The organism is Klebsiella sp. CN_Kp106 (assembly GCF_040064575.1).
Classification (GTDB): domain Bacteria; phylum Pseudomonadota; class Gammaproteobacteria; order Enterobacterales; family Enterobacteriaceae; genus Klebsiella; species Klebsiella michiganensis.
This window is the reverse complement of the sequence record NZ_JBEAIG010000053.1, coordinates 29,873-50,467: the sequence shown is the minus strand read 5'-3', so window position 1 is coordinate 50,467 and position 20,595 is coordinate 29,873. Positions and strand designations below refer to the sequence as shown.

At 57.4% G+C, this 20,595-nt stretch carries 16 protein-coding genes and 4 tRNA genes; 6 read left to right on the top strand and 14 right to left on the bottom strand.

The genetic code is table 11. From position 1 onward, the window contains the following. The first annotated feature begins 53 nt into the window (after positions 1-53). Both ABLU96_RS18210 and cyaY read left to right on the top strand, forming a co-directional pair. Positions 54-1,637: an MFS transporter gene (locus tag ABLU96_RS18210; protein WP_064406511.1), complete on the top strand. Its 1,584-nt coding sequence runs from the start codon at positions 54-56 to the stop codon at positions 1,635-1,637. Positions 1,638-1,681: 44 nt separating this feature from the next. Then, entirely contained in the window at positions 1,682-2,002 is a 321-nt protein-coding gene (cyaY, locus tag ABLU96_RS18205; RefSeq protein ID WP_004097546.1) for an iron donor protein CyaY, read from the top strand. Between the two features lie 136 nt (positions 2,003-2,138). On the opposite strand, the gene cyaA is transcribed toward cyaY, so the two are convergent. Continuing rightward, positions 2,139-4,688, bottom strand: coding sequence for a class I adenylate cyclase (gene cyaA / locus ABLU96_RS18200; RefSeq protein WP_009651720.1), 2,550 nt, complete (start codon positions 4,686-4,688; stop codon positions 2,139-2,141). A 346-nt stretch (positions 4,689-5,034) separates the two neighbouring features. Here cyaA and hemC point away from each other — a divergent pair, with 346 nt between their 5' ends. The 4 genes from hemC to hemY are packed head-to-tail and all read left to right on the top strand — an operon-like array spanning position 5,035 to position 9,125. After that, the gene (gene hemC / locus ABLU96_RS18195) at positions 5,035-5,976 is read left to right on the top strand and encodes a hydroxymethylbilane synthase (RefSeq protein ID WP_048263611.1); all 942 of its coding nucleotides are present in this window, start codon (positions 5,035-5,037) and stop codon (positions 5,974-5,976) included. Then, positions 5,973-6,713: a uroporphyrinogen-III synthase gene (hemD, locus tag ABLU96_RS18190; protein ID WP_004097542.1), complete on the top strand. Its 741-nt coding sequence runs from the start codon at positions 5,973-5,975 to the stop codon at positions 6,711-6,713. Before hemC ends, hemD begins: the two co-directional genes overlap by 4 nt. Before the next feature lie 21 nt (positions 6,714-6,734). Next, positions 6,735-7,925, top strand: a complete 1,191-nt coding sequence (hemX, locus tag ABLU96_RS18185) for a uroporphyrinogen-III C-methyltransferase (protein ID WP_233933192.1) — start codon at positions 6,735-6,737, stop codon at positions 7,923-7,925. A gap of 3 nt (positions 7,926-7,928) precedes the next feature. Next, positions 7,929-9,125 carry a protoheme IX biogenesis protein HemY gene (hemY, locus tag ABLU96_RS18180; RefSeq protein ID WP_048263613.1) on the top strand — a complete coding sequence of 399 codons (1,197 nt, stop codon included), beginning with the start codon at positions 7,929-7,931 and terminating at the stop codon, positions 9,123-9,125. Between the two features lie 584 nt (positions 9,126-9,709). Here the strand turns inward: hemY and ABLU96_RS18175 are convergent. The 13 genes from ABLU96_RS18175 to wecB all read right to left on the bottom strand — a co-directional run bounded on the left by ABLU96_RS18175 (position 9,710) and on the right by wecB (position 20,568). Continuing rightward, positions 9,710-9,786: transfer RNA gene (locus tag ABLU96_RS18175), tRNA-Pro, on the bottom strand. Positions 9,787-9,831: 45 nt separating this feature from the next. Beyond that, positions 9,832-9,918 (bottom strand) — tRNA-Leu (locus tag ABLU96_RS18170). A 22-nt stretch (positions 9,919-9,940) separates the two neighbouring features. Continuing rightward, a tRNA-His gene (locus ABLU96_RS18165) sits at positions 9,941-10,016 on the bottom strand. A 55-nt stretch (positions 10,017-10,071) separates the two neighbouring features. Next, positions 10,072-10,148 (bottom strand) — tRNA-Arg (locus ABLU96_RS18160). Between the two features lie 102 nt (positions 10,149-10,250). Continuing rightward, positions 10,251-11,636, bottom strand: coding sequence for an amino acid permease (locus ABLU96_RS18155; RefSeq protein ID WP_014227461.1), 1,386 nt, complete (start codon positions 11,634-11,636; stop codon positions 10,251-10,253). Between the two features lie 231 nt (positions 11,637-11,867). After that, on the bottom strand, positions 11,868-12,608 hold the full coding sequence (gene wecG / locus ABLU96_RS18150) for a lipopolysaccharide N-acetylmannosaminouronosyltransferase (RefSeq protein ID WP_049102520.1): 741 nt from the start codon (positions 12,606-12,608) through the stop codon (positions 11,868-11,870). An 11-nt stretch (positions 12,609-12,619) separates the two neighbouring features. Then, the gene (gene wzyE / locus ABLU96_RS18145) at positions 12,620-13,966 is read right to left on the bottom strand and encodes an ECA oligosaccharide polymerase (protein WP_014227459.1); all 1,347 of its coding nucleotides are present in this window, start codon (positions 13,964-13,966) and stop codon (positions 12,620-12,622) included. After that, on the bottom strand, positions 13,963-15,042 hold the full coding sequence (locus tag ABLU96_RS18140) for a TDP-N-acetylfucosamine:lipid II N-acetylfucosaminyltransferase (protein WP_064406513.1): 1,080 nt from the start codon (positions 15,040-15,042) through the stop codon (positions 13,963-13,965). The genes wzyE and ABLU96_RS18140 overlap by 4 nt, the downstream gene beginning before the upstream one ends. Continuing rightward, complete coding sequence (gene wzxE, locus ABLU96_RS18135; RefSeq protein WP_014227457.1) at positions 15,039-16,289, bottom strand: lipid III flippase WzxE; 1,251 nt, start codon at positions 16,287-16,289, stop codon at positions 15,039-15,041. The genes ABLU96_RS18140 and wzxE overlap by 4 nt, the downstream gene beginning before the upstream one ends. 1 nt (position 16,290) lies before the next feature. Beyond that, positions 16,291-17,421 (bottom strand): dTDP-4-amino-4,6-dideoxygalactose transaminase, encoded by a 1,131-nt coding sequence (rffA, locus tag ABLU96_RS18130; protein WP_004097526.1) that lies wholly within the window; start codon positions 17,419-17,421, stop codon positions 16,291-16,293. A 4-nt stretch (positions 17,422-17,425) separates the two neighbouring features. Continuing rightward, positions 17,426-18,100: a dTDP-4-amino-4,6-dideoxy-D-galactose acyltransferase gene (gene rffC / locus ABLU96_RS18125; RefSeq protein ID WP_064406515.1), complete on the bottom strand. Its 675-nt coding sequence runs from the start codon at positions 18,098-18,100 to the stop codon at positions 17,426-17,428. Positions 18,101-18,178: 78 nt separating this feature from the next. Further along, positions 18,179-19,441, bottom strand: a complete 1,263-nt coding sequence (wecC, locus tag ABLU96_RS18120; RefSeq protein ID WP_014227455.1) for a UDP-N-acetyl-D-mannosamine dehydrogenase — start codon at positions 19,439-19,441, stop codon at positions 18,179-18,181. Beyond that, complete coding sequence (gene wecB, locus ABLU96_RS18115) at positions 19,438-20,568, bottom strand: UDP-N-acetylglucosamine 2-epimerase (non-hydrolyzing) (protein ID WP_004097518.1); 1,131 nt, start codon at positions 20,566-20,568, stop codon at positions 19,438-19,440. Before wecB ends, wecC begins: the two co-directional genes overlap by 4 nt. Positions 20,569-20,595: the final 27 nt, after the last annotated feature.

Genomic DNA, 20,595 nt, shown 5'->3' with positions numbered 1-20,595 from the left:
CCCTCCCGCGAGGAAGGGCGCGTTTTGTCGTTTCTATCAAAAAGGAACACGCTGTGACCACCAACCCTACACCGACAAACTGGTTACCTTTGGTTGTCTTATGCTGCGCACAGTTTCTGGCTTCCGCCGATAACGTGACGTTAAGTATCGCCACGCAGGCGCTAATGAACGATCTGCACGCCACGCTTGGGCAGGTCAGTACAGCGAATACCATGTATCCGTTGGTTGCGGGCACGTTTATGGTGGCAGGCGGAATGCTGGGGTGTATCTGGGGTTGGCGGATGCTGTTTCGCATCGGCTGCCTGATTTTTATCCTCGCCGAAGCCTGCGCCTTTTTTTCGCCATCGATCGCGCTCTTTACCTGGGGCGCGCGTCTGACCGCCGGGATAGGCGGTAGCCTGATGATCCCCGCCGTTTTTGCCCTGATCTCTGCCCTGTATCAGCAGCGACGACGGGTTGCCGCCTTTGGCGCGCTGGGTGCCTCCAGCGGCATTTCATTCGCCTGTGGTCCAATTGTATGCGGATATTTGCTGGACCACGTCGGCTGGCGCATCGCGTTTGCCTCACTTGGCCTGCTGGCGCTGCTTATCCTGCTCTGCTCCGTCATCATCCCGGCATCAGAAAACAAACGCGCCGCTATCGCCTTCGATACCCTGGGCTTTCTGTTAGGCACCCTGGGGCTGTTCCTGACGATTTTCGGTATTCTGCGCATCCCGGTCTGGGGGCTGGTTATGCCCTTCGACCCGGCAGTGAGCGTTCTCGGCCTGAGCCCCGCCCCTTTCGTTATTCTCTGCGGCCTGATGGTGCTGATGATGATGCTGCGCTGGGAACGTCATTTTGAAGCCACCACCGGCCACGCTCTGCTCCCCGCGGTTTTCCTGAAAACCCGCCTGGTGCGCCACGGGCTCTATCTCACCGGTTGGATATTTTTTGCCTACAGTTCGGCTATTTTTACCGTGGTGAGTTTTGCGCAGATTGTTAAAAGCGTATCGGCGATGGAAACAGGGCTGCTGATACTCCCTTTTGCGATATGTCTCGCCGCCTGTTCGCTGGGCCTGCCGCTGTTTATTCAGCAGCGAAACCCTCGCCGCCAGTGCCAGATGGGGCTGACGGCGGGAATCGCCGGCGCTCTGGTCGCCGCCGCGGCGCTGCACGTAACGGGGTTTACCCCTGTACTGATGGCGTCAGGGCTTTGTTTAATCGGCGCGGGGATGGGCACCATCGCGGCCAATGCCCCGATACTGGTTACCACTGGCGCAGGGAATCGGCACGCCGAACAGTCCGGCGGCGTTCAGGCCGCCTCGCGCGATATCGGGCAGGCATTAGGAATGGCGTTAATCAGTACCGTCATGCTCACGGTGTTGACCTTCCTGATGAAATATCAGGTACAGCACGACCCGGCAATGGGCCTGGCCGCCCGACAGGCCATCGGCCATCTCACGTTTATCCCCTGGACGAGCGATCGGACTTTCCATCAGCTTATCCAGACACAAAACCTGGCGCCCGGCGATCTCTCTGGCCTTCTTCAGCATTATCAACAGAGCCGGATGCTGAGCGCGCGTTACGGGCTGCTGGCGATGGCGATCGTGACGTCTCTACTGCTGATCCGCCTTCGCCATCTGCCGAAGTCATCGTAGATTGCGCTATACTGCCGCCACGATCAAAAAAGCGGGAAAGAACCATGAACGACAGTGAATTCCATCGCCTGGCCGATACCCTGTGGATGACCATCGAAGAGCGTCTCGACGACTGGGATGGCGACAGCGATATCGACTGCGAAATCAACGGCGGCGTGCTGACTATCAGCTTTGAAAACGGCAGCAAAATTATTATCAACCGCCAGGAGCCGCTGCACCAGGTGTGGCTGGCGACAAAACAAGGCGGCTACCATTTCGACCTGAAAGGCGACGAGTGGGTATGCGACCGCAGCGGCGAAACCTTCTGGGATCTGCTGGAACAGGCGGCGACCGCGCAGGCCGGTGAAGCGGTGAGTTTTCGCTAAACGCGCGTGATTCGAGTTCCCCGGATTGCGGCTAACGCCGTATCCGGGCGACAAAACCCATATCACCCCGAAGCCCGGGCAAGCGAAGCGCCCCCGGGAAATTTACCTGCGCCGAATGACAGGTCTACGCGGCGGGTCATGAGTAGTGCTGCAACATCGATGATGTCGCGGAATCCTCACCTGCAGCAAGGGTCGCCGCGGCAATCACCTGGCTGCGGAACGGGATCACCTGTTCGCGGCCGTCGACGTCGACGATTTGATAAAACTGCGGCAGGTTAAAGTTGATAAAGCTGGAGCCGTAGGTAAAGCGGTCATGCGACGAAGAGTAGAAGCGGCTGACGTCGCGTACCAGCTCTTCTTTGCTACCTTCGCAGTGGTGATACACCTCGGCGCGGTTGCTCTCATCAAGGATATAGATGTTAAATCCGTTATCGTTATCCGCATCTTCAAAGAAGAACTGAATAATCCCTTCGCTGGCAAAACCATCCACCACCTGCGGCAGCCTGACGTGGTTGGTTTCCACCTGCACCGACAGGCCGTGCAGTTTGTTATGCGAAATCGCGCCGTAGAATTCGATGGCGTTTTCCAGCTTCTGTACCGAGACGTTAAGACGCTCGAAGAAGAGTCCCCAGGTCTGCCCGGAAACGCGTAGCGCTTTAAAACGGCCGGTATCCTGGCGGGTGCTGGAAAGACGCAGCTCAACGCATTCAGACACCAGCTGCTGCACGCGAGTGCGGATCAGGCCGCGCAGATGCTGGCTATAGCAGAAAACTTCCACGCTATCCGGCGGCGCGGCGTCCTGGTGCATCTTGCCAAGAATGGTTTTCAGCGCTTCGATCATCGCCTGCTCGCCGTTAAAGTGCAGCGTGCGCACCTCGTTCCACGAGTTGCGATACAGCAGATCGATGCTGCCAATCAGGCACTTTTGCTCTTCGCCGAAGCTGAAAACATCCAGCTTGCGGAAGTCGAAATGCACCACCTGATTGCGGAAGGCCGCCGTCGGGTCATATTCGAGGTTGACGATAATCGCCAGGTGGCGAATTTCGCAGGGGCTATACAGCGCTTTCGGCGTCGGAGACGGCAGGCGCAGCGGGAAGTGATGCGCCACATCGGCCACCATCTCCTGCAGTTTCGCCAGGTCGACAATCCCGTTGCCCTTAATAAACAGGCGTGTGCGTGACGTCAGCAGGCCGTTAAACCAGGCCCAGGCCACCAGCTTATTAAGATAACGGTTATATTCCAGCGGCTGATGGCTGATGATCGATTCCATGTCCGGCGCGCGGTTATAGACATACCAGCCGGTACGGTTGGCACGGCCCGGCGGCACGTGGATGAAAGTCAGATTCGGCTCAGACAGATCCGGCGAAATTTGCGGGTTTACCAGGGTCACTTTCCCCGGCAGCGCTTCAAAGGCGGCGTACAGCTTACGCGTCAGCACGCCAATATCCTGCGGGCTGGCGGAAACGCTCAGGTTATTACGGCGCGCAAAGCGAATCAGGTTGCGATAGCTCTGCATCATCGCATCAAGCAGTTCGTTGTGCGCTTTACGGACTTCGTCAATCTTCCAGTTGGCCCGGTTATCGAGCATCATCAGACGCTTTTCATCCCAGCCCCACTCTTTCACCAGGTGGCTGACGACTTCACGGCGCCAGCCGACGCAGGCGCGCTCGCGGCTCAGCTTCTCACACACTTTTAAATAGAAACATCGACGCACCAGATCGAGGCGCGTTTCATCTTCGATGGCCTGCAGATAGAGCGTGACGCGCTCCAGCATCATGCAGTAAGGGTCAAGGCCAAACGAGACGATTTCACCATCATGCAGGCGCTGCTTGATATCTTTCGCCAGCAGACGGTTGTTGGGGTACTCCCAGGAGTACGCTTCCAGCAGCAGCGTCTTCAGCACGGCCTTATAGGGCGAGTCGATACTTTTATACAGCTGCCACAGGCTGGCGCCAAAGTACTCTTCTGCCGAGAGGGAGCTCAGGCCGCCGAGATCCAGCCATTCGTTCGGCGTCAGCACGCCCTGCGCGTAGAGGCTCATCACGTAATCGTCGTAATGCTCTTCTTCATCGCACGGCACCATATTCCACAGAATACGTTTCCCGGCAAGGCGCACCGCGGTACGGTAAAACTCATCCAGCAGCAGGATGTGTTGAGTTGAGCCGCAGTCTTCACCGCCCAGGCTGCCGCTTTCGTTATGGCGGAAGCGGTTTTCGTCGATCAGGAAGAAGCTGACCTCAACGCCCAGCGACGCGGCCCAGCTCTCGAGCAGGCTACATTTGCGCTGCAGCAGCTGGCGCTCTTCGCTATCCAGCCATGATTGGTGGCAAACCCAGATATCCAGGTCGGAAGAGCAGCTTTGGCCGACGGAAGAGGTACTGCCCATAGAGTAAAGGCCGGTGATCGGCAGCTCGCCTTTCGGCGGCTCTTTGGCCAGCATTCCACGGTTGAGTTCGAGTTCATCAAGATAGTGACGTTGGGTTTCATCAGGCGTGTAGAGGCAAATGCCACGGGGAACGTTACCGTCAAGGTAACCCGGCATCAGCGGATGATGATAATGTAGTAATGTCGGCAGTAGACTGTAAACCTGCTGGAAAGCGGGTCCCATGGCAGCAAGGGCGCGATCCACGCGCAATTGGTTGATGGCATCCAGTCTCTGTTTCAGTGTCTCAATATAGAGGTACAAGACATATCGCCTGATGTTCAAAAACCCGACGTACAATAGTACGGAGAGTTTCAGTATTTCAACAAAAACCGTCACCATTCGTCGTCGGTGTGGTTGTGATGAACTGCTGACTGACAAATGGTTTAAAACGTGATCAATCTAACACCTTGCTGATTGACCGTAAAGAAAGATGAGCTACATACAAGTGTAGCACCCTTTACTACGTGTAAATTCTTCACTACGTTTGCGGCAACCCGCAAACGCATGAAAGGCTAAAAAAATGGCCGCGACCCTTAACCCCACAAAACTAACATCCCTAAGACAACAATGTTAGGATGGTTAGTGGTCGACTATGACGGTAACAAGCATGTTAGACAAAGTTTTGAGAATTGCCACACGGCAAAGCCCGCTTGCGCTATGGCAGGCACATTATGTGAAAGAGCGCCTGGAGACCTGTCATCCTGGGCTTTCCGTTGAGCTGGTGCCTATGGTCACCCGCGGCGACGTGATCCTTGATACGCCCCTTGCAAAAGTGGGCGGTAAGGGCCTCTTTGTGAAAGAGTTAGAGCTGGCCATGCTGGAAGGTCGCGCCGACATTGCCGTTCATTCTATGAAGGACGTGCCGGTGGAGTTTCCCGAAGGGCTGGGGCTGGTGACCATCTGTGAACGCGAAGATCCGCGCGATGCCTTTGTCTCGAATCACTACGCTTCCATTGATGAACTCCCCCACGGCAGCATCGTTGGCACCTCAAGTTTACGCCGTCAGTGTCAGCTGGCCGCCGCGCGGCCGGATCTCACGATCCGCTCCCTGCGCGGCAACGTTGGCACGCGTCTGGGCAAGCTTGATAGCGGCGAGTACGACGCCATTATTCTGGCCGCCGCAGGGCTTAAGCGCCTGAACCTTGAGGCGCGTATTCGTCAACCGCTGTCCCCGGAGCAATCTCTGCCCGCCGTCGGCCAGGGCGCGGTCGGCATTGAGTGTCGCCTTGACGACGAATGGACCAAAACGCTGCTGGCCCCGCTGAATCATACGGAAACGGCCATCCGCGTCCGCGCTGAACGGGCGATGAACACCCGGCTTGAAGGCGGCTGTCAGGTACCTATCGGCAGCTATGCCGAACTGATCGACGGTGAGCTATGGCTGCGCGCGCTGGTTGGCGCGCCGGATGGCTCACACACGGTACGCGGCGAGCGGCGCGGTCGCCCGGAAGATGCCGAAACGCTGGGCGTCGCCCTTGCCGAAGAACTTCTGGATAACGGCGCTCGCGACATTCTCGCCGTCGTCTACGCAGGAGAAGCGCCTCAATGAGCATTCTGGTTACCCGTCCGCTGCCGCAAGGCGAAGAGTTAGTCAGCCGCCTGCGCGCGCTGGGACGCGTGGCCTGGAGCTTTCCGCTCATTGAGTTTACCCCGGGCCGTCAGCTCCCTGAGCTGGGCGGCCAGCTGGCAAGCCTCGCCGCAGGCGATTTGCTCTTCGCGCTATCTCAGCATGCCGTCGAGTTTGCCCACGCTCGCCTCCAGCAGCAGGGGCTGCGCTGGCCCACGGCGCCCGACTATTTTGCCATTGGCCGCACCACCGCGCTGGCCCTGCATAAGGTCAGTAATCGACAAGTTCGCTACCCGTTAGATCGGGAAATCAGCGAAGTCTTGCTACAATTACCTGAATTACAAAACATTGCGGGGAAAAAAGCGCTCATCCTGCGCGGCAACGGCGGGCGGGAATTACTCGGCGACACGCTTCGCGAACGCGGTGCTGATGTCACTTTTTGTGAATGTTATCAACGTAGTGCAAGGCACTACGATGGCGCAGAAGAAGCAATGCGCTGGCAGTCTCGCGGGGTTTCGACGCTGGTCATCACCAGCGGCGAGATGCTGCAGCAGCTCTGGACGCTAATACCACAGTGGTATCGCGAACGTTGGCTCCTGAGCTGTCGCATTTTCGTTGTCAGTGAACGTCTGGCCGAGCAGGCCAGGGAATTGGGCTGGCAGGATATCCAGGTTGCCGATAGCGCCGACAACGATGCGCTGCTACGCGCATTACAATAACTCTCAACATTGGAAGCCATAATGACGGAACAACAGAATCAATCCGCCGTGGTTGAAGAGACCAGGGAGGCCGTGGAAACGACGCCACAGCCAGAGAAGAATGTCGAAAAGAAAAACGGCGGCAGTAAAACCAGCCTCGCCCTGAGCGCAATAGCTATCGCTATCGCCCTCGCCGCTGGCGTAGGCCTTTATGGTCTGACGAAGACTCAGGCAACCCGCCAGAGCGAAGCCAGCGCCGGGCTATCCAGCCAGATCGCCGCGCTGCAAAAAGCGCAGGAGAGCCAAAAAAGCGAGCTTGAAGGCATCATCAAGCAGCAGGCCGATCAGCTGACGGAAGCGCAGCGTCAGCAGGATTCTCTGGCGAAGAAGCTGGAAGAAGTGCAGGAGAAGGTCGCGGTCATTTCCGGCAGCGATGCAAAAACCTGGCTGCTCGCGCAGGCTGATTTCCTCGTAAAACTGGCCGGACGTAAGCTGTGGAGCGATCAGGACGTGACGACCGCCGCCGCGCTGCTGAAAAGCGCTGATGCCAGCCTCGCCAATATGAACGATCCGAGCCTGATTTCCGCCCGTCGCGCCATTACCGACGATATTGCTTCGCTTTCCGCCGTGAGTCAGGTCGACTACGACGGCATCATTCTGAAAGTGAACCAGCTCGCCAACCAGATCGATAATTTACGCCTGGCGGACAACAACGACGATGACACCCCGATGGATTCCGATAGCGATGAGCTATCCAGCTCCATTAGCGAGTGGCGGGTAAACCTGCAAAAAAGCTGGCAGAACTTTATGGACAGCTTTATTACCGTTCGCCGCCGCGATGAGACCGCCGTGCCGCTGCTGGCGCCAAACCAGGACGTTTATCTGCGCGAAAACATCCGCTCCCGTCTGCTGGTCGCGGCGCAGGCGGTTCCGCGTCATCAGGAAGAAACCTACAAACAGGCTCTGGATAACGTCTCGACGTGGGTTCGTGCTTACTACGACACTGAAGATGCCACCACCAAAGCCTTCCTTGAGGACGTGGATAAGCTCAGCCAGCAAAGCATCACCATGAACGTACCGGAGAGCCTGCAGAGCCAGGCGCTGCTTGAGAAACTGATGCAAACGCGGGTACGTAATCTGATGGCGCAGCCGGCTGAAACCCAGGCCAGCGCCCCGGCTCCCGCGCCGGCACCTGCTGCCCACGCGCCAACGCCTGCGCCACAAGGAGAGTAACGCATGTTGAAAATTCTCTTACTCTTCGCGCTGCTGCTTGCCGGGATCGTGGTCGGTCCGATGATCGCGGGTCATCAGGGCTACGTCCTGATCCAGACCGATAATTACAACATTGAAACCAGCGTCACCGGGTTAGCGATCATCATGATCCTCACCATGGTGGTGCTGTTTGCCATTGAGTGGCTGCTGCGGCGCATTTTCCGCACCGGCGCGCATACCCGCGGCTGGTTCGTGGGCCGCAAGCGTCGCCGCGCGCGTAAGCAAACCGAGCAGGCGCTGCTGAAGCTGGCGGAGGGCGATTATCAGCAGGTTGAGAAGCTGATGGCGAAAAATGCCGATCACGCTGAGCAGCCCGTTGTGAACTACCTGCTGGCGGCAGAAGCCGCCCAGCAGCGTGGCGATGAAGCCCGCGCCAACCAGCATCTGGAGCGCGCGACAGAGCTCGCCGGCGACGACCTGATACCTGTCGAAATCACCCGCGTACGCCTGCAGCTGGCGCGTAATGAAAACCACGCCGCCCGCCACGGCATCGACAAGCTGCTGGAGATCACGCCGCGTCATCCGGAGGTCCTGCGCCTCGCCGAGCAGGCCTACATTCGTACCGGCGCCTGGAATTCGCTGCTGGATATTCTTCCATCAATGGCGAAAGCCAACGTCAGCGATGAGGAGCACCGTGCCGAACTGGAACAGCTGGCGTGGATTGGCCTGATGGATAAAACGCTGGCCGATGGCGGCAGCGAAGGTCTGCGCGACTGGTGGAAAAGCCAGAACCGAAAAACCCGCAGCCAGGTGGCGCTACAGGTGGCAATGGCTAATCGCCTTATCGAAAGCGACGACCATGATACCGCGCAGCAGATTATTATCGAAGGTCTGAAAAAGCACTACGACGATCGTCTGGTGATGCCGATCCCGCGGCTGAAAACGAATAATCCGGAACAGCTGGAAAAGGTGCTGCGCCAGCAGATCAAAACGGTCGGCGACCGTCCGCTGCTGTGGAGTACGCTGGGGCAATCGCTCATGCGTCACGGCGAGTGGCAGGAAGCCAGCATCGCGTTCCGCGCAGCGCTCAAGCAGCGCCCGGATGCGTTTGACTACGCGTGGCTGGCCGATACACTTGATCGCCTGCATCAGCCGGAAGAAGCGGCGACGATGCGTCGCGACGGCCTGCTGTTAACCCTGCAAAACAACCCGCAGCAGTAATGCCCTTCTCGCCTCCATCGGGGGCGAGAATCTCTTCTCTTCCCGCCTGAGCGTTTCTCTATCCCTGAAAAGAAAAAAACGCCTGCTCTGAAACCAGGGCAGGCGTTAAAACAGGTCTGTTTGACAACAAATTGGGTGCTTCACTCAACGTAGTGTCCATGGTGTTTGATGAGGCTATATGCTTCATCCTTCACGCTGTCTCTTCGTTGGCTGCACACGCTCACCCCAGTCACTTACCTTTGTAAGCTCCGGGGGATTCCCGTGCTGGCCGTCTCGACACATCATGAATGATTTAGCATATAAAATGCGACATCTGTCAGTGGACGATAAGCACCGTAAAACGGCTCTGCATCATTCCTGAGTTTATGAGGCACTAAGGCGAACATAAGAGATGGAATGAGCATCTACCCGTTTATTATCGCACAGGATCGGTAGAAAATGCATCTATCCGCACAAGGAATTGGGACTATTCTGGACAATAAATCGCATGATGATTAGCGAGATATTTTTTGCGATATCAGGGAGATAGGAACGTTTTTGCAAAAGCGGAAAACAAAAAACCCCGCCGAAGCGGGGTTCAAAATTGGTCGGCGAGAGAGGATTCGAACCTCCGACCCACTGGTCCCAAACCAGTTGCGCTACCAAGCTGCGCTACTCGCCGATGTACTGCTTTTTTGAATTTTTAGTTCAATTCTTTATAAAGTCGTGGTGCGAGGGGGGGGACTTGAACCCCCACGTCCGTAAGAACACTAACACCTGAAGCTAGCGCGTCTACCAATTCCGCCACCTTCGCAATATCACAACTTTCTAAATAATGGGGTGGCTAATGGGATTCGAACCCACGACAACTGGAATCACAATCCAGGGCTCTACCAACTGAGCTATAGCCACCACTGCAAATCTTTTACGCGGTATTGAAACCACCGCAGCTCCAGCACCGGGTAAATGGTGCGCCCGACAGGATTCGAACCTGAGACCTCTGCCTCCGGAGGGCAGCGCTCTATCCAGCTGAGCTACGGGCGCTTAGCGCCGTTGCGGGGTCGGATAATACGGACTTCCTACCCCGCTGTCTAGTGCCTTTTTAAAGAAAATTATTGTTTGCTCATGCTTTGTGCGTTTTGTTGCTTATTGCGCCACATTATCAACATTTCCGCGTCGGCCAAGGCCAAATACCTTATAAATAAGCGTCACGGCGGCGAGGAAAATCATTCCGACAAAGAGCGACATACGCGTATCGTCGTTAAATCCCATCCCTATCAGCACGCAAATCAGGAACGCCATGGTCAAATAGTTCGCCCACGGGAACAGCAGCGAGCGAAACGGATGGCTGGCCATCGCTTCTTTATGCACGAGACGAAAACGCAGCTGGCTAATCAGAATCACAAACCACGGCACCATCCCCGGCAGCACGCTGGCGCTGTAAACGTAGACGAAAACTCGCTGTGGATTAGGGATAATGTAGTTCAGGCACGAGCCGACCAGCAGAATCAGGATCGACAGCGCCACGCCCGCTGACGGCACGCCGTTGCGCGAGACTTTGGCGATGGCCGCGGGCAGCTGACGGTTTTTTGCCAGCGCGTAGAGCATGCGGCCGCAGCTGTACATACCGCTGTTACAGCCGGAAAGCGCCGCCGTGAGCACCACAAAGTTAATAATGCCCGCCGCCGCGGTGATGCCGATTTTGGCAAAGGTCAGTACGAACGGACTGCCGTTGGAGCCAATTTGATCCCACGGGAAAATAGTGACGATCACAAAAATCGCCCCTACATAGAAAATCAGGATTCGCCACAGTACCTTGCCAACCGCGCTACGCAGCGTAACCTGCGGGTTCTTCGCTTCACCGGCGGTAATCCCGATAAGCTCGACGCCCTGATAAGACGCGACCACGATGCACAGCGCCGTCAGGAAGCCCTTCCAGCCGCCGGCGAAGAAGCCACCGTGCTCGGTCAGATTGCCAAAGCCAATGGCGTGCCCGCCGTTGCCAAAGCCAAAGAAAATAACGCCCAGCCCCACCACGATCATCACAATAATGGTGGTGACCTTAATCATGGCAAACCAGAATTCAATTTCGCCGTACAGCCGTACCGCCGCGAGGTTCGCCAGCGCCACCAGCCCGACGGCAATCAGCGCCGGTATCCACTGCGCCATATCCGGGAACCAGAACTGCACATAAACCCCGATAGCCGTAATCTCCGATATCCCGACCGCCATCCACATAAACCAGTAGGACCAGGCGGTGAGATAGCCGAAAAATGGGCTCATATAGCGGTGTGCGTAAACGGCGAACGATCCGGTTACCGGTTCGAGGAACAGCATTTCGCCCATCGAACGCATGATGAAGAAGACAAAGAGCCCGGCGATAATATACGCCAGCAGAACTGAAGGTCCGGCCCACTTCAGCGTACTGGCCGCGCCCATAAATAACCCGACGCCAATTGTCCCACCAAGAGCGATTAGCTCAATGTGCCGCGCCTCCAGTCCCCGCTGAAGTTCCGCTTTTTTCTCAGTCATATAGCCTCTTGTGTTTGCCCTGCTCCGGGTTTAAGCGCATCCCAACAGGGATGTGTCTATGCCGGTTATTTTTATTGAATGAATAGCCCTGCCTGCGCGACGGTAAACTGACCGTCGCGTTTTAAGCATGCGAATGGTTAATGAATTTGAGGGAAATGGCAAATAAAGTATCAGGCGAGTGAAGACATTACACAGAATACCCAGGTAAACCCGCCCGCTTGCAGTGGAATGTCACAGCTTATTGGTGTAATGCCAGCGTAAATAGCGCAGCAGGCGCGCCTGCCTTTTTATGCGGCTCGGCTGCGAAACCAGGCGATAGAACCACTCCAGACCCAGGTCCTGCCAGAACTTCGGCGCCCGCTGAACGTGGCCGGTAAAAACATCGTAGGTGCCGCCCACGCCCATATACAGCGCCTGCGGATAAACGTCCCGACAGTCGCGCATCAGGATCTCCTGACGCGGCGAGCCCATCGCCACCGTGACGATCTTCGCCCCGCTATCGCGGATACGCTCAAATAGCGCCTGACGCTGGTCAGCGGCAAAATAGCCATCCTGGCTTCCAACGATATTCACGTTCCAGCGCTGGCGAAGCTGCTGCTCCGTCTGCGCCAGCACCTCGGGCTTGCCGCCGATCAGAAATACCGGCGTTCCCTGAGCGCCTGCGCGCGCCATCAGGGCTTCCCATAAATCGGCTCCGGCGACGCGCGAGACCTGAGCCTGAGGGTATTTTTTACGTAATGAACGTACTACGCTGATGCCATCAGCGTATTTGAATTCTGCCGCTTCAATCAGCGCCCGGACCTCGGGGCTGTCTTCTACCGCCAGCATCTTCTCTGCATTAATCGCCACCAGCGTTCCCGTGCGGATCTCACCATCGGCGTACAGATAATCCAGAGCGTGTTGCATATCGCGCCAACCAATGAGTTGTAGCCCTCTCAGCAGGTACAACGGCGCGGATGTGGTCTCAGTCATGTACACCCTTATCAGACTTGAGGTTGCGTCAGCGGTTTGGCCCGCCGGTGAATCAGCCCCACGCTATCCAGGAACCAGTACAGCAGTTTTGCCGCCAGCAGGCAGATCCCAAAGATAACGAGGAAAAAAACCACGCGAGAGCCAAATGAATCCAGCCCTTCACGCGCCAGCACGATCATGTTGAAGATAGCGCCAAAACAGAAACTGTGCAGAATCGCCGCTTTATAGCGGTTCGTTTCCCGGTTGCCAAGCTCGTACAGCCAGTCAAACCATTTAATAATCAGCCCAACCGCCACCGCGCCCAGCGGGACGAACCAGACGCCGCCCATCACCACCAGCGAGCCAATCAGGGTCGGCGAAATCGCCAGACCAGAATGATTATTCAATACTTCCCAGGTGAAATAGTTCGCGGTATTGAGCACCATTGTCGGACGACCGTGCCACAACCAGCTGGGGATAAAGACGTAAAAATCCCGGATGATTGGCGCCAGCCCCTGGAACTCAATCTTGTCGTAATTTTGCAGCAGCAGGGCCAGATTCTCCCACGGCGAGAAGGTGTCGCGGGTCAGATAGAGGAAAGTATAAAACGCCTCATCGCCGCTGACGTTCATGCCATAGCGCTTCAGGGCCAGCCAGAACATACCGACGATGCCCAGCACGCCCGCCGCCGCCAGCATCCACAGGCTAATCCAGCCGCGAATGATGCCGATAAACAGGAAGATGGCAAACGCGATAATGATATTCGCCCGGGTGCCGCCAACGATGGCGTAGGTCAGCAGGCCAAAGGCGACGGTGCTGACAAGGAAGAATATCCACGCTTTATAATCCTGACGCAGAAAATAGACCACCAGCATTGCCGGGATGAAAAAGTAGAAGAAGCGCTTTAGCGCCACGCCGGAGACTTCGCTGGAGAAGATCTGGCTATAGGAGTTGAGCTTGAATAACAGGAAGCCGTTATGCGCAAAGAAGATGCCGACGCAAAGCAGCGCCAGCCCCAGCAAAATGCCCCAGGTGAGGTGGGTCTCTACGCGATTCATCGTAAACAGCGGACGATGCGGATGACCGTGCGTCGCCGACCGTAGCCGCGTTTTATAAGTCACGTAATAAACCGCATAAAAGCAGACGGAAACCAGCAGGGTTTGCAGCAGAATTTCCGGCGGGGCGACCGCGACGTCAAAGCGGAACACCAGAATACTGGTCAGCGGGAAGCCAAAGAAAAACGTCAGCAGATACAGCAGCGAGAAAAAGACGTTGAAGTTGAAGCGTACGCGACGAAATTCAAAGTACGTGGCGGTGGCGATAAATAGCGTCGACAGCAGCCAGACCAGCAGCAGCCCGCTAAATTGCATTAATGTCATGCGTCCACCCCCGCAGCAATTCGCAACGCTCGTCGCCAGCCCGTCAGGTAATTCGGCCGGAAGAAGGCGATTTGATTTTTATCCACGCCGGCCAGCTGGCGCTGCGCTTCACGCACAACGCTCACGTCCAGCGCATCGCTGGTAAAGAGTACCGGAATATGCTGCTCCGACATATCCTGCCAGAAGGGGTTCTCCCGGTTCAGCACGCAGGGGATCCCCGCCTGAATCAGCAGGCACAGCGTGCCGATACCCTGCTGGCGGGCAAACAGGAAGTAGCCAAGATCGCAGCGGCGGAGCAGGGCAAGGTAGTCATCAAACGCCAGCTTGTCGCTCAATACCTGGAAATGCTGCGGGCTGAACAGCGCCGCGCCGGCCGCGCGGACTTCGTTGATGTAGTCGCCATTATTTGCCGGATAACCCATCGGCACGACAACGTTAACCGTATCGCCAAACTGCTGGCGAATCGCACGCAGCGCCGCGATATGCTCGTTGCTACGGTCGCCGGAATTACCCACCAGGATAGTCAGCGTGTCGCCGCGCGGCGCGCTATCGGCGAGCGAATTCAGCGCCGGATCCATGCGGGTCGGAAAGTAAAGCAGCTCTCCCGCTACGCCAGAATGGCGAGCGGCGAACCAACTCAGATCGCCCCGGGTCGCAAACACACGACCTACCCGGCCCTGCGCCAGGCGCCGCAGGGGATAAAACAGGCGAAACTTCAGGCTGGAGGAGTTCTCGTACAGATCCGCTCCCCAGATATGCCAGTTAAACTGCGCCGGGCGGATCCCGCCGCTGAGCAACGCCAGCCACAGGCCGGTATTAAACTGGCCGTGAAAGAAAAAGCGCTGCTGCCGGTTCGCCTTTGCCAGCGCGATAACCGCCTTTGCCAGCGACTTTTTCCCCGGATAGCAGCGAATGGAGAGTGCGGGATAAGCGGCGCAAATTTCTGTCGCATCACCGACAACCATAAACAGGCGAGCCTGTTCGTCATCCACGGCCAGCTCATCATTAAAGAACCGCAGCACGGTCTGGTTGTGGTGCGGGATATCCGATCCCAGTACATGTATCAGTGCTGTCATGCCCGTTTACGCCAAAGTAAAAACACGCCGCTGCAGAGGGCGAAATAAACAATATAGGTAGCCATATACGCCTGCGCCGCGCCGATTGCGCCGTGCGCCGGGATAAGCCAGTGCGAGAATGCGGTCAACAGCGTGAACTGGCTGATTTCCGTCAGAATATAAAAACGCAGCGAGGCTTTGGCGATCACCAGATAGCCATAAACATAAGCCCCGACCTTTAACACATCGCCCACCAGCTGCCAGGCAAACAGATCGCGCATCGCCGTAAAGCGGTCGGAAAAAAGTAGCCAGATAGCGAAATCACGCAGCAGCCACACCGTTAAGCTCGCTGCCGCCACCGCCGGGAGGACAAATTTTAACGATTTGCCAATCTCGCGGGTGATATCCGCTTTCGCCGTCAGACGGGACAGCGTTGGTAAAAGATAAACGCTAAATGACGCGGTAATAAACTGCAAATAGGCGTCGGAGATGCTGCTCACCCCTTGCCAGATCCCCACCGCGTCCCAGCCATAGTGGGCCGCCAGCAGGTTACGCATCATCACGTAGGCGACCGGCAGCGTCACCGAGGTAATCAGCGCCATCAGGGTAAATTTCGACAGCTGCCCCGCCAGGCCGTTGTCCCAGCGCGGGCGCAGCGCGCTTAGCGGAATATTGCCGCGACGCCACAGTACGATAGCAGCCGGCACCACCACCAGCGCCGGCACCAGCGCCAGCCCCAGCAATGCGCCCTGATAGCCGCCAAAACGGTAGCAGGCATAGTACGCCGCCACGCCAATCAGGCTTCCGGCGATAAGCGACAGCGCATTACCCGCCGCATCGCGAAAGCCTTTCATCAGCGCTAACAGGAAATTCGCCCAGGCAATCCCCATCTGCACCAGCGCCACCAGCCGTACCAGATTCTGGTAATGTTGATGACCGAATAGCCCCTGGCTTATTGGCGCGGCCGCCAGCAGGAAGATCAGCGCCAGCAGGGTGGAGAAACCGAGTACCATCGCTGAAGCGGTGCCAACGACGTTGTTCAACTGCCGGCGATCGTCATGATGCTGCGCCACCAGCTTCGTGACGCCGTTGAATATCCCGGCCCCCGCCAGCACGCCAAGCACGGTCACCAGCTGGCGGAAGTTACCCGCCTGCCCCACGCCAGCCGGGCCGAACGACACGGCCAGCAGTTTTACCACCAGCAGACCGGCGCCGATTTTGACCAGCGTGGACGCCGCGGTCCACAGAGACGCTTTTGCCAGCGACATATCAGGAGAAATAGCTCAGCAGCGAGTTAATCACCGTGCGCTGGTTAACGTTCGACAAATTGTAGAATAACGGCAGGCGCAGCAGGCGTTCGCTCTCCTGGGTCGTGTAGCGATCCGTCCCGTGGAACTCGCCGAAGTTCTCCCCGGCCGGGCAGCTGTGCAGCGGGATATAGTGGAATACCGCCAGAATTTCCGCCTCTTTCAGCCAGGCGATCAGCTTGCTGCGATCGTCAATATCGCGCAGCTTGATATAGAACATATGCGCATTTTGCCCGCAGTCGGCAGGCACGATGGGCAGATCGATACGCCCGGCGCGCGCCAGCGGCAGCAGGGCGTCGTAGTAGTTCTGCCACAGCGCCAGACGCTGCTGGTTAATCCGCTCCGCCGCTTCCAGCTGCGCCCACAGATAGGCCGCCTGTAAATCGGACATCAGGTAGCTGGAGCCGATATCGCGCCAGGTATATTTATCCACCAGGCCACGGAAAAATTGGCTGCGGTTGGTGCCTTTTTCACGAATGATCTCCGCGCGCTCTATCAGCGTGCGATCGTTAATCAGCGTTGCGCCGCCTTCACCGCCCGCGGTGTAGTTTTTGGTTTCATGGAAGCTGAAGCAGCCAATATGGCCGATAGTGCCGAGCGCCCGGCCTTTATAGGTCGACATCACGCCCTGAGCAGCATCCTCCACCACAAACAGATTATGCTTGCTGGCGATAGCCATAATGGTGTCCATCTCGCAGGCCACGCCGGCGTAGTGGACCGGTACAATCGCGCGGGTTTTCTCGGTGATGGCCGCTTCAATCAGCGTTTCATCGATATTCATGGTATCGCGACGAATATCAACGAAGACGATTTTCGCGCCGCGCAGCACAAAGGCGTTGGCGGTGGAGACGAAGGTATAGCTCGGCATAATCACTTCATCGCCCGGCTGAATATCCAGCAGCAGCGCGGCCATTTCCAGCGAAGCGGTGCAGGATGGCGTCAGCAGCGCTTTCGCGGTGCCGAAACGCTGCTCCATCCACTGCTGGCAGCGGCGGGTAAAACCGCCATCGCCGCACAGCTTGCCGCTCCCCATCGCGGACTGCATATAATCAAGCTCGGTACCCACCACCGGCGGCGCGTTAAATGGAATCATCATGTCACCTGTATAACCAGTACGCGGTGCTTTCGACATTGGCACCGCTAAGAATGTAACGTTTAAGCGCGGCGGTGTTGCCCATCTGGGTCGCCACCCGCAGCGTCGTCAGCTCGCGCAGCGCGGCCCAGCGCTGCGCCGCCTGCATTAATTCCGCTCCGGCGCCGCGTCCGGCCAGCAGGCCAATCCTCGCCTCGCGCTCGCTGAGCTGGCGCAGGGAGACAAACGCGCGGATATCGCCGTCAGGGGCGCGAAGCACCAGACACTGGTGATCGAAGGTTCCGCGCACCGCATTTTCAATCCACTGGGCATAGAAACGACCGCTGGCATCGTCGGCGTACCAGGGGGCGCGAAAACGGCTCTGCGCAAAGGCCAGCGCCGCCAGTTCGCGCAGCCGGGGGATATCCACCTCGGTCGCCGGCTCGGCGCCGATATCATCAGAAGCCGCGGGCGAAAGCGCAAGATCGACCTCGCCCTCCACCAGCCGGAAGCCTAATGCCTGCAGCGCATCCAGGCGCGCGGCATCATCCGCCGCGACTTTCGCCTGCACCCGCGACCATCCCGCCAGCGCTTGCACCGTCAGCGGCGGCGCATCGTCGCCAAAGCGGAGAATGGCGCTACTGACGCCGAAGAAGCGGTTTTCCCACTCAAGGGGCTCAATACTGGCGCGGGCGGGCATAAAATAGATCTGTTAAGTTTTGGTCACGATGAAAGCGCGCGAAGCTGCGAACACTTTCATCTTTTACCAGACGCCCTCTCACCGCCACACCCCTTTGGTATCGACGATAAACTGCTGGCTAACGCTATCCCCGCCAACCGCTTTAAATTCTTTATGATCGACCAGCATCACCAGCACATCGGCGCTCGCCAGCGCCTCGTCCAGCGACGCCAGAGCGCACAGTCCGTCGAGCTTTTTCGGCAGCTGATGAATATTTGGCTCAACGACCAGGGTTTCGCCGCCGTGCCAGCGGGCGATCTGCGCGGCAATGGCCATGGCCGGGCTTTCGCGCAGGTCATCAATATTCGGCTTAAACGCGAGGCCAAAACAGGCGATTTTTAGCTCGCTGGCGCGTTTGTTGCTGGCGGCGAGGCAGTCGGCGACCCGCGCTTTGACCTGATCAATCACCCATTCTGGTTTGTGGTCGTTGACTTCACGCGCGGTCCGGATAAGCCGCGCCTGCTGCGGGTTTTGCGCCACGATAAACCACGGGTCGACCGCGATGCAGTGGCCGCCAACGCCCGGCCCCGGCTGGAGGATATTGACGCGCGGATGACGATTCGCCAGACGAATCAGTTCCCAGACGTTGATCCCCTGATCGGCGCAAATTAGCGAAAGTTCATTGGCAAAAGCGATATTAACGTCGCGGAAGCTGTTTTCAGTCAGCTTGCACATTTCGGCGGTGCGCGAGTTGGTCACCACGCATTCGCCTTCGAGGAAAATTTTATACAGCTCGCTGGCGCGGGCTGAGCAAACCGGCGACATGCCGCCAATCACGCGATCGTTTTTAATCAGCTCAACCATCACCTGCCCCGGCAACACGCGCTCCGGACAGTAGGCGATATTGACGTCCGCCGCTTCGCCAACCTGCTGCGGGAAGCTCAGATCGGGGCGCATTTCCGCCAGCCAGCCCGCCATCTGCTCGGTTGACCCCACCGGCGAGGTGGACTCAAGGATAACCAACGACCCTTTCTTCAGCGTCGGTGCGATAGATTTCGCCGCCGACTCGACGAAAACCATATCCGGTTCATGCAGGTCTTTAAACGGCGTCGGCACCGCAATCAGGTAAGCGTCGGCTTCTACCGGCGCGGTAGTGGCGCTCAGGTAGCCCTGCTCGACCGCTGTTTTGACGACGCTCGCCAGATCCGGCTCCACGATATGAATTTCACCACGGTTAATGGTCTCCACGGCGTGTTGATTGATATCAACGCCGACCACCCGCTTTTGCCGGGAGGCGAACGCGGCAGCGGTTGGCAGGCCAATATATCCAAGGCCAATCACTGAAATGGTAGAAAAATTCATAGCGTTACCTGATTATTTTTAAGTGCAGACAAAATACGATGACACGCATGTCCATCGCCATACGGGTTATGCGCCCGGCTCATGGCCTGATACGCGGACTCATCTTGCAGCAGGCGCGTGACCTCATTGACGATGCGCTGGCTATCGGTACCCACCAGGCACACGGTGCCCGCGCTGACCGCCTCCGGGCGCTCGGTCATTTCACGCATCACCAGCACCGGTTTCCCGAGCGAGGGCGCCTCTTCCTGGATACCGCCGGAATCGGTCAGGATCAACCACGCGCGGTTCATCAGCCAGACAAACGGCAAATAATCCTGCGGCTCAATAAGTATGACGTTCTCAACGTGGCCGAGAATGCGCTTCACCGGTTCGCTGACGTTCGGATTCAAATGCACCGGATAGACGATCTGTACGTCCGGATTGTTCGCGGCGATCTCCGCCAGCGCATGGCAGATTTGCTCGAAACCGCGGCCAAAGCTTTCCCGACGGTGTCCGGTGACCAGAATCATCTTCTTGCCGTTGGCGAGGAAGGGATAACGCTGAGTCAGCTCGTTGTGCAGGGCTTCATCGCTCAACACCCGGTCGCGCACCCAGAATAGCGCGTCAATAACCGTATTACCGGTTACCGTGATCCGATTGTCGGCGATGTTTTCCCGCAGCAGGTTCTGCCTTGAGGTTTCCGTCGGCGCAAAGTGGTACGTCGCCAGATGCCCGGTCAACGTACGGTTCCCCTCCTCCGGCCACGGCGAGCTCAGATCGCCCGTGCGCAGCCCGGCTTCCACGTGTCCTACCGGGATCCGCTGATAGAAAGCGGCCAGACTTGCCGCCATCGTCGTGGTGGTATCGCCATGCACCAGCACCACGTCTGGTTTAAACGACTCCAGCACCGGCTTTAAACCTTCAAGGATGCGACAGGTAATCTCCGTCAATCCCTGACCCGGCTGCATAATGTTAAGGTCGTATTCCGGAACAATAGAAAAAAGTTTCAACACCTGATCGAGCATCTCCCGATGCTGCGCGGTCACGCAAACTTTCGCCTCAAAATGAGGATCCTTTGCCAGCGCATGAACCAGAGGCGCCATCTTGATAGCTTCTGGTCTCGTGCCAAATACCGTTAGTACTTTCACATCGATTCTCTTCGATTAGGTGATAAA

Coding starts and splice junctions, on each gene's coding strand:
- ABLU96_RS18140 (WP_064406513.1), bottom strand. CDS start 15,042: ATGACAGCACTGATACATGTACTGGGATCGGATATCCCGCACCACAAC.
- wzxE (WP_014227457.1), bottom strand. CDS start 16,289: ATGTCGCTGGCAAAAGCGTCTCTGTGGACCGCGGCGTCCACGCTGGTC.
- wecG (WP_049102520.1), bottom strand. CDS start 12,608: ATGACTGAGACCACATCCGCGCCGTTGTACCTGCTGAGAGGGCTACAA.
- wzyE (WP_014227459.1), bottom strand. CDS start 13,966: ATGACATTAATGCAATTTAGCGGGCTGCTGCTGGTCTGGCTGCTGTCG.
- rffC (WP_064406515.1), bottom strand. CDS start 18,100: ATGCCCGCCCGCGCCAGTATTGAGCCCCTTGAGTGGGAAAACCGCTTC.
- ABLU96_RS18155 (WP_014227461.1), bottom strand. CDS start 11,636: ATGACTGAGAAAAAAGCGGAACTTCAGCGGGGACTGGAGGCGCGGCAC.
- hemD (WP_004097542.1), top strand. CDS start 5,973: ATGAGCATTCTGGTTACCCGTCCGCTGCCGCAAGGCGAAGAGTTAGTC.
- cyaY (WP_004097546.1), top strand. CDS start 1,682: ATGAACGACAGTGAATTCCATCGCCTGGCCGATACCCTGTGGATGACC.
- hemC (WP_048263611.1), top strand. CDS start 5,035: ATGTTAGACAAAGTTTTGAGAATTGCCACACGGCAAAGCCCGCTTGCG.
- hemX (WP_233933192.1), top strand. CDS start 6,735: ATGACGGAACAACAGAATCAATCCGCCGTGGTTGAAGAGACCAGGGAG.
- rffA (WP_004097526.1), bottom strand. CDS start 17,421: ATGATTCCATTTAACGCGCCGCCGGTGGTGGGTACCGAGCTTGATTAT.
- hemY (WP_048263613.1), top strand. CDS start 7,929: ATGTTGAAAATTCTCTTACTCTTCGCGCTGCTGCTTGCCGGGATCGTG.
- wecC (WP_014227455.1), bottom strand. CDS start 19,441: ATGAATTTTTCTACCATTTCAGTGATTGGCCTTGGATATATTGGCCTG.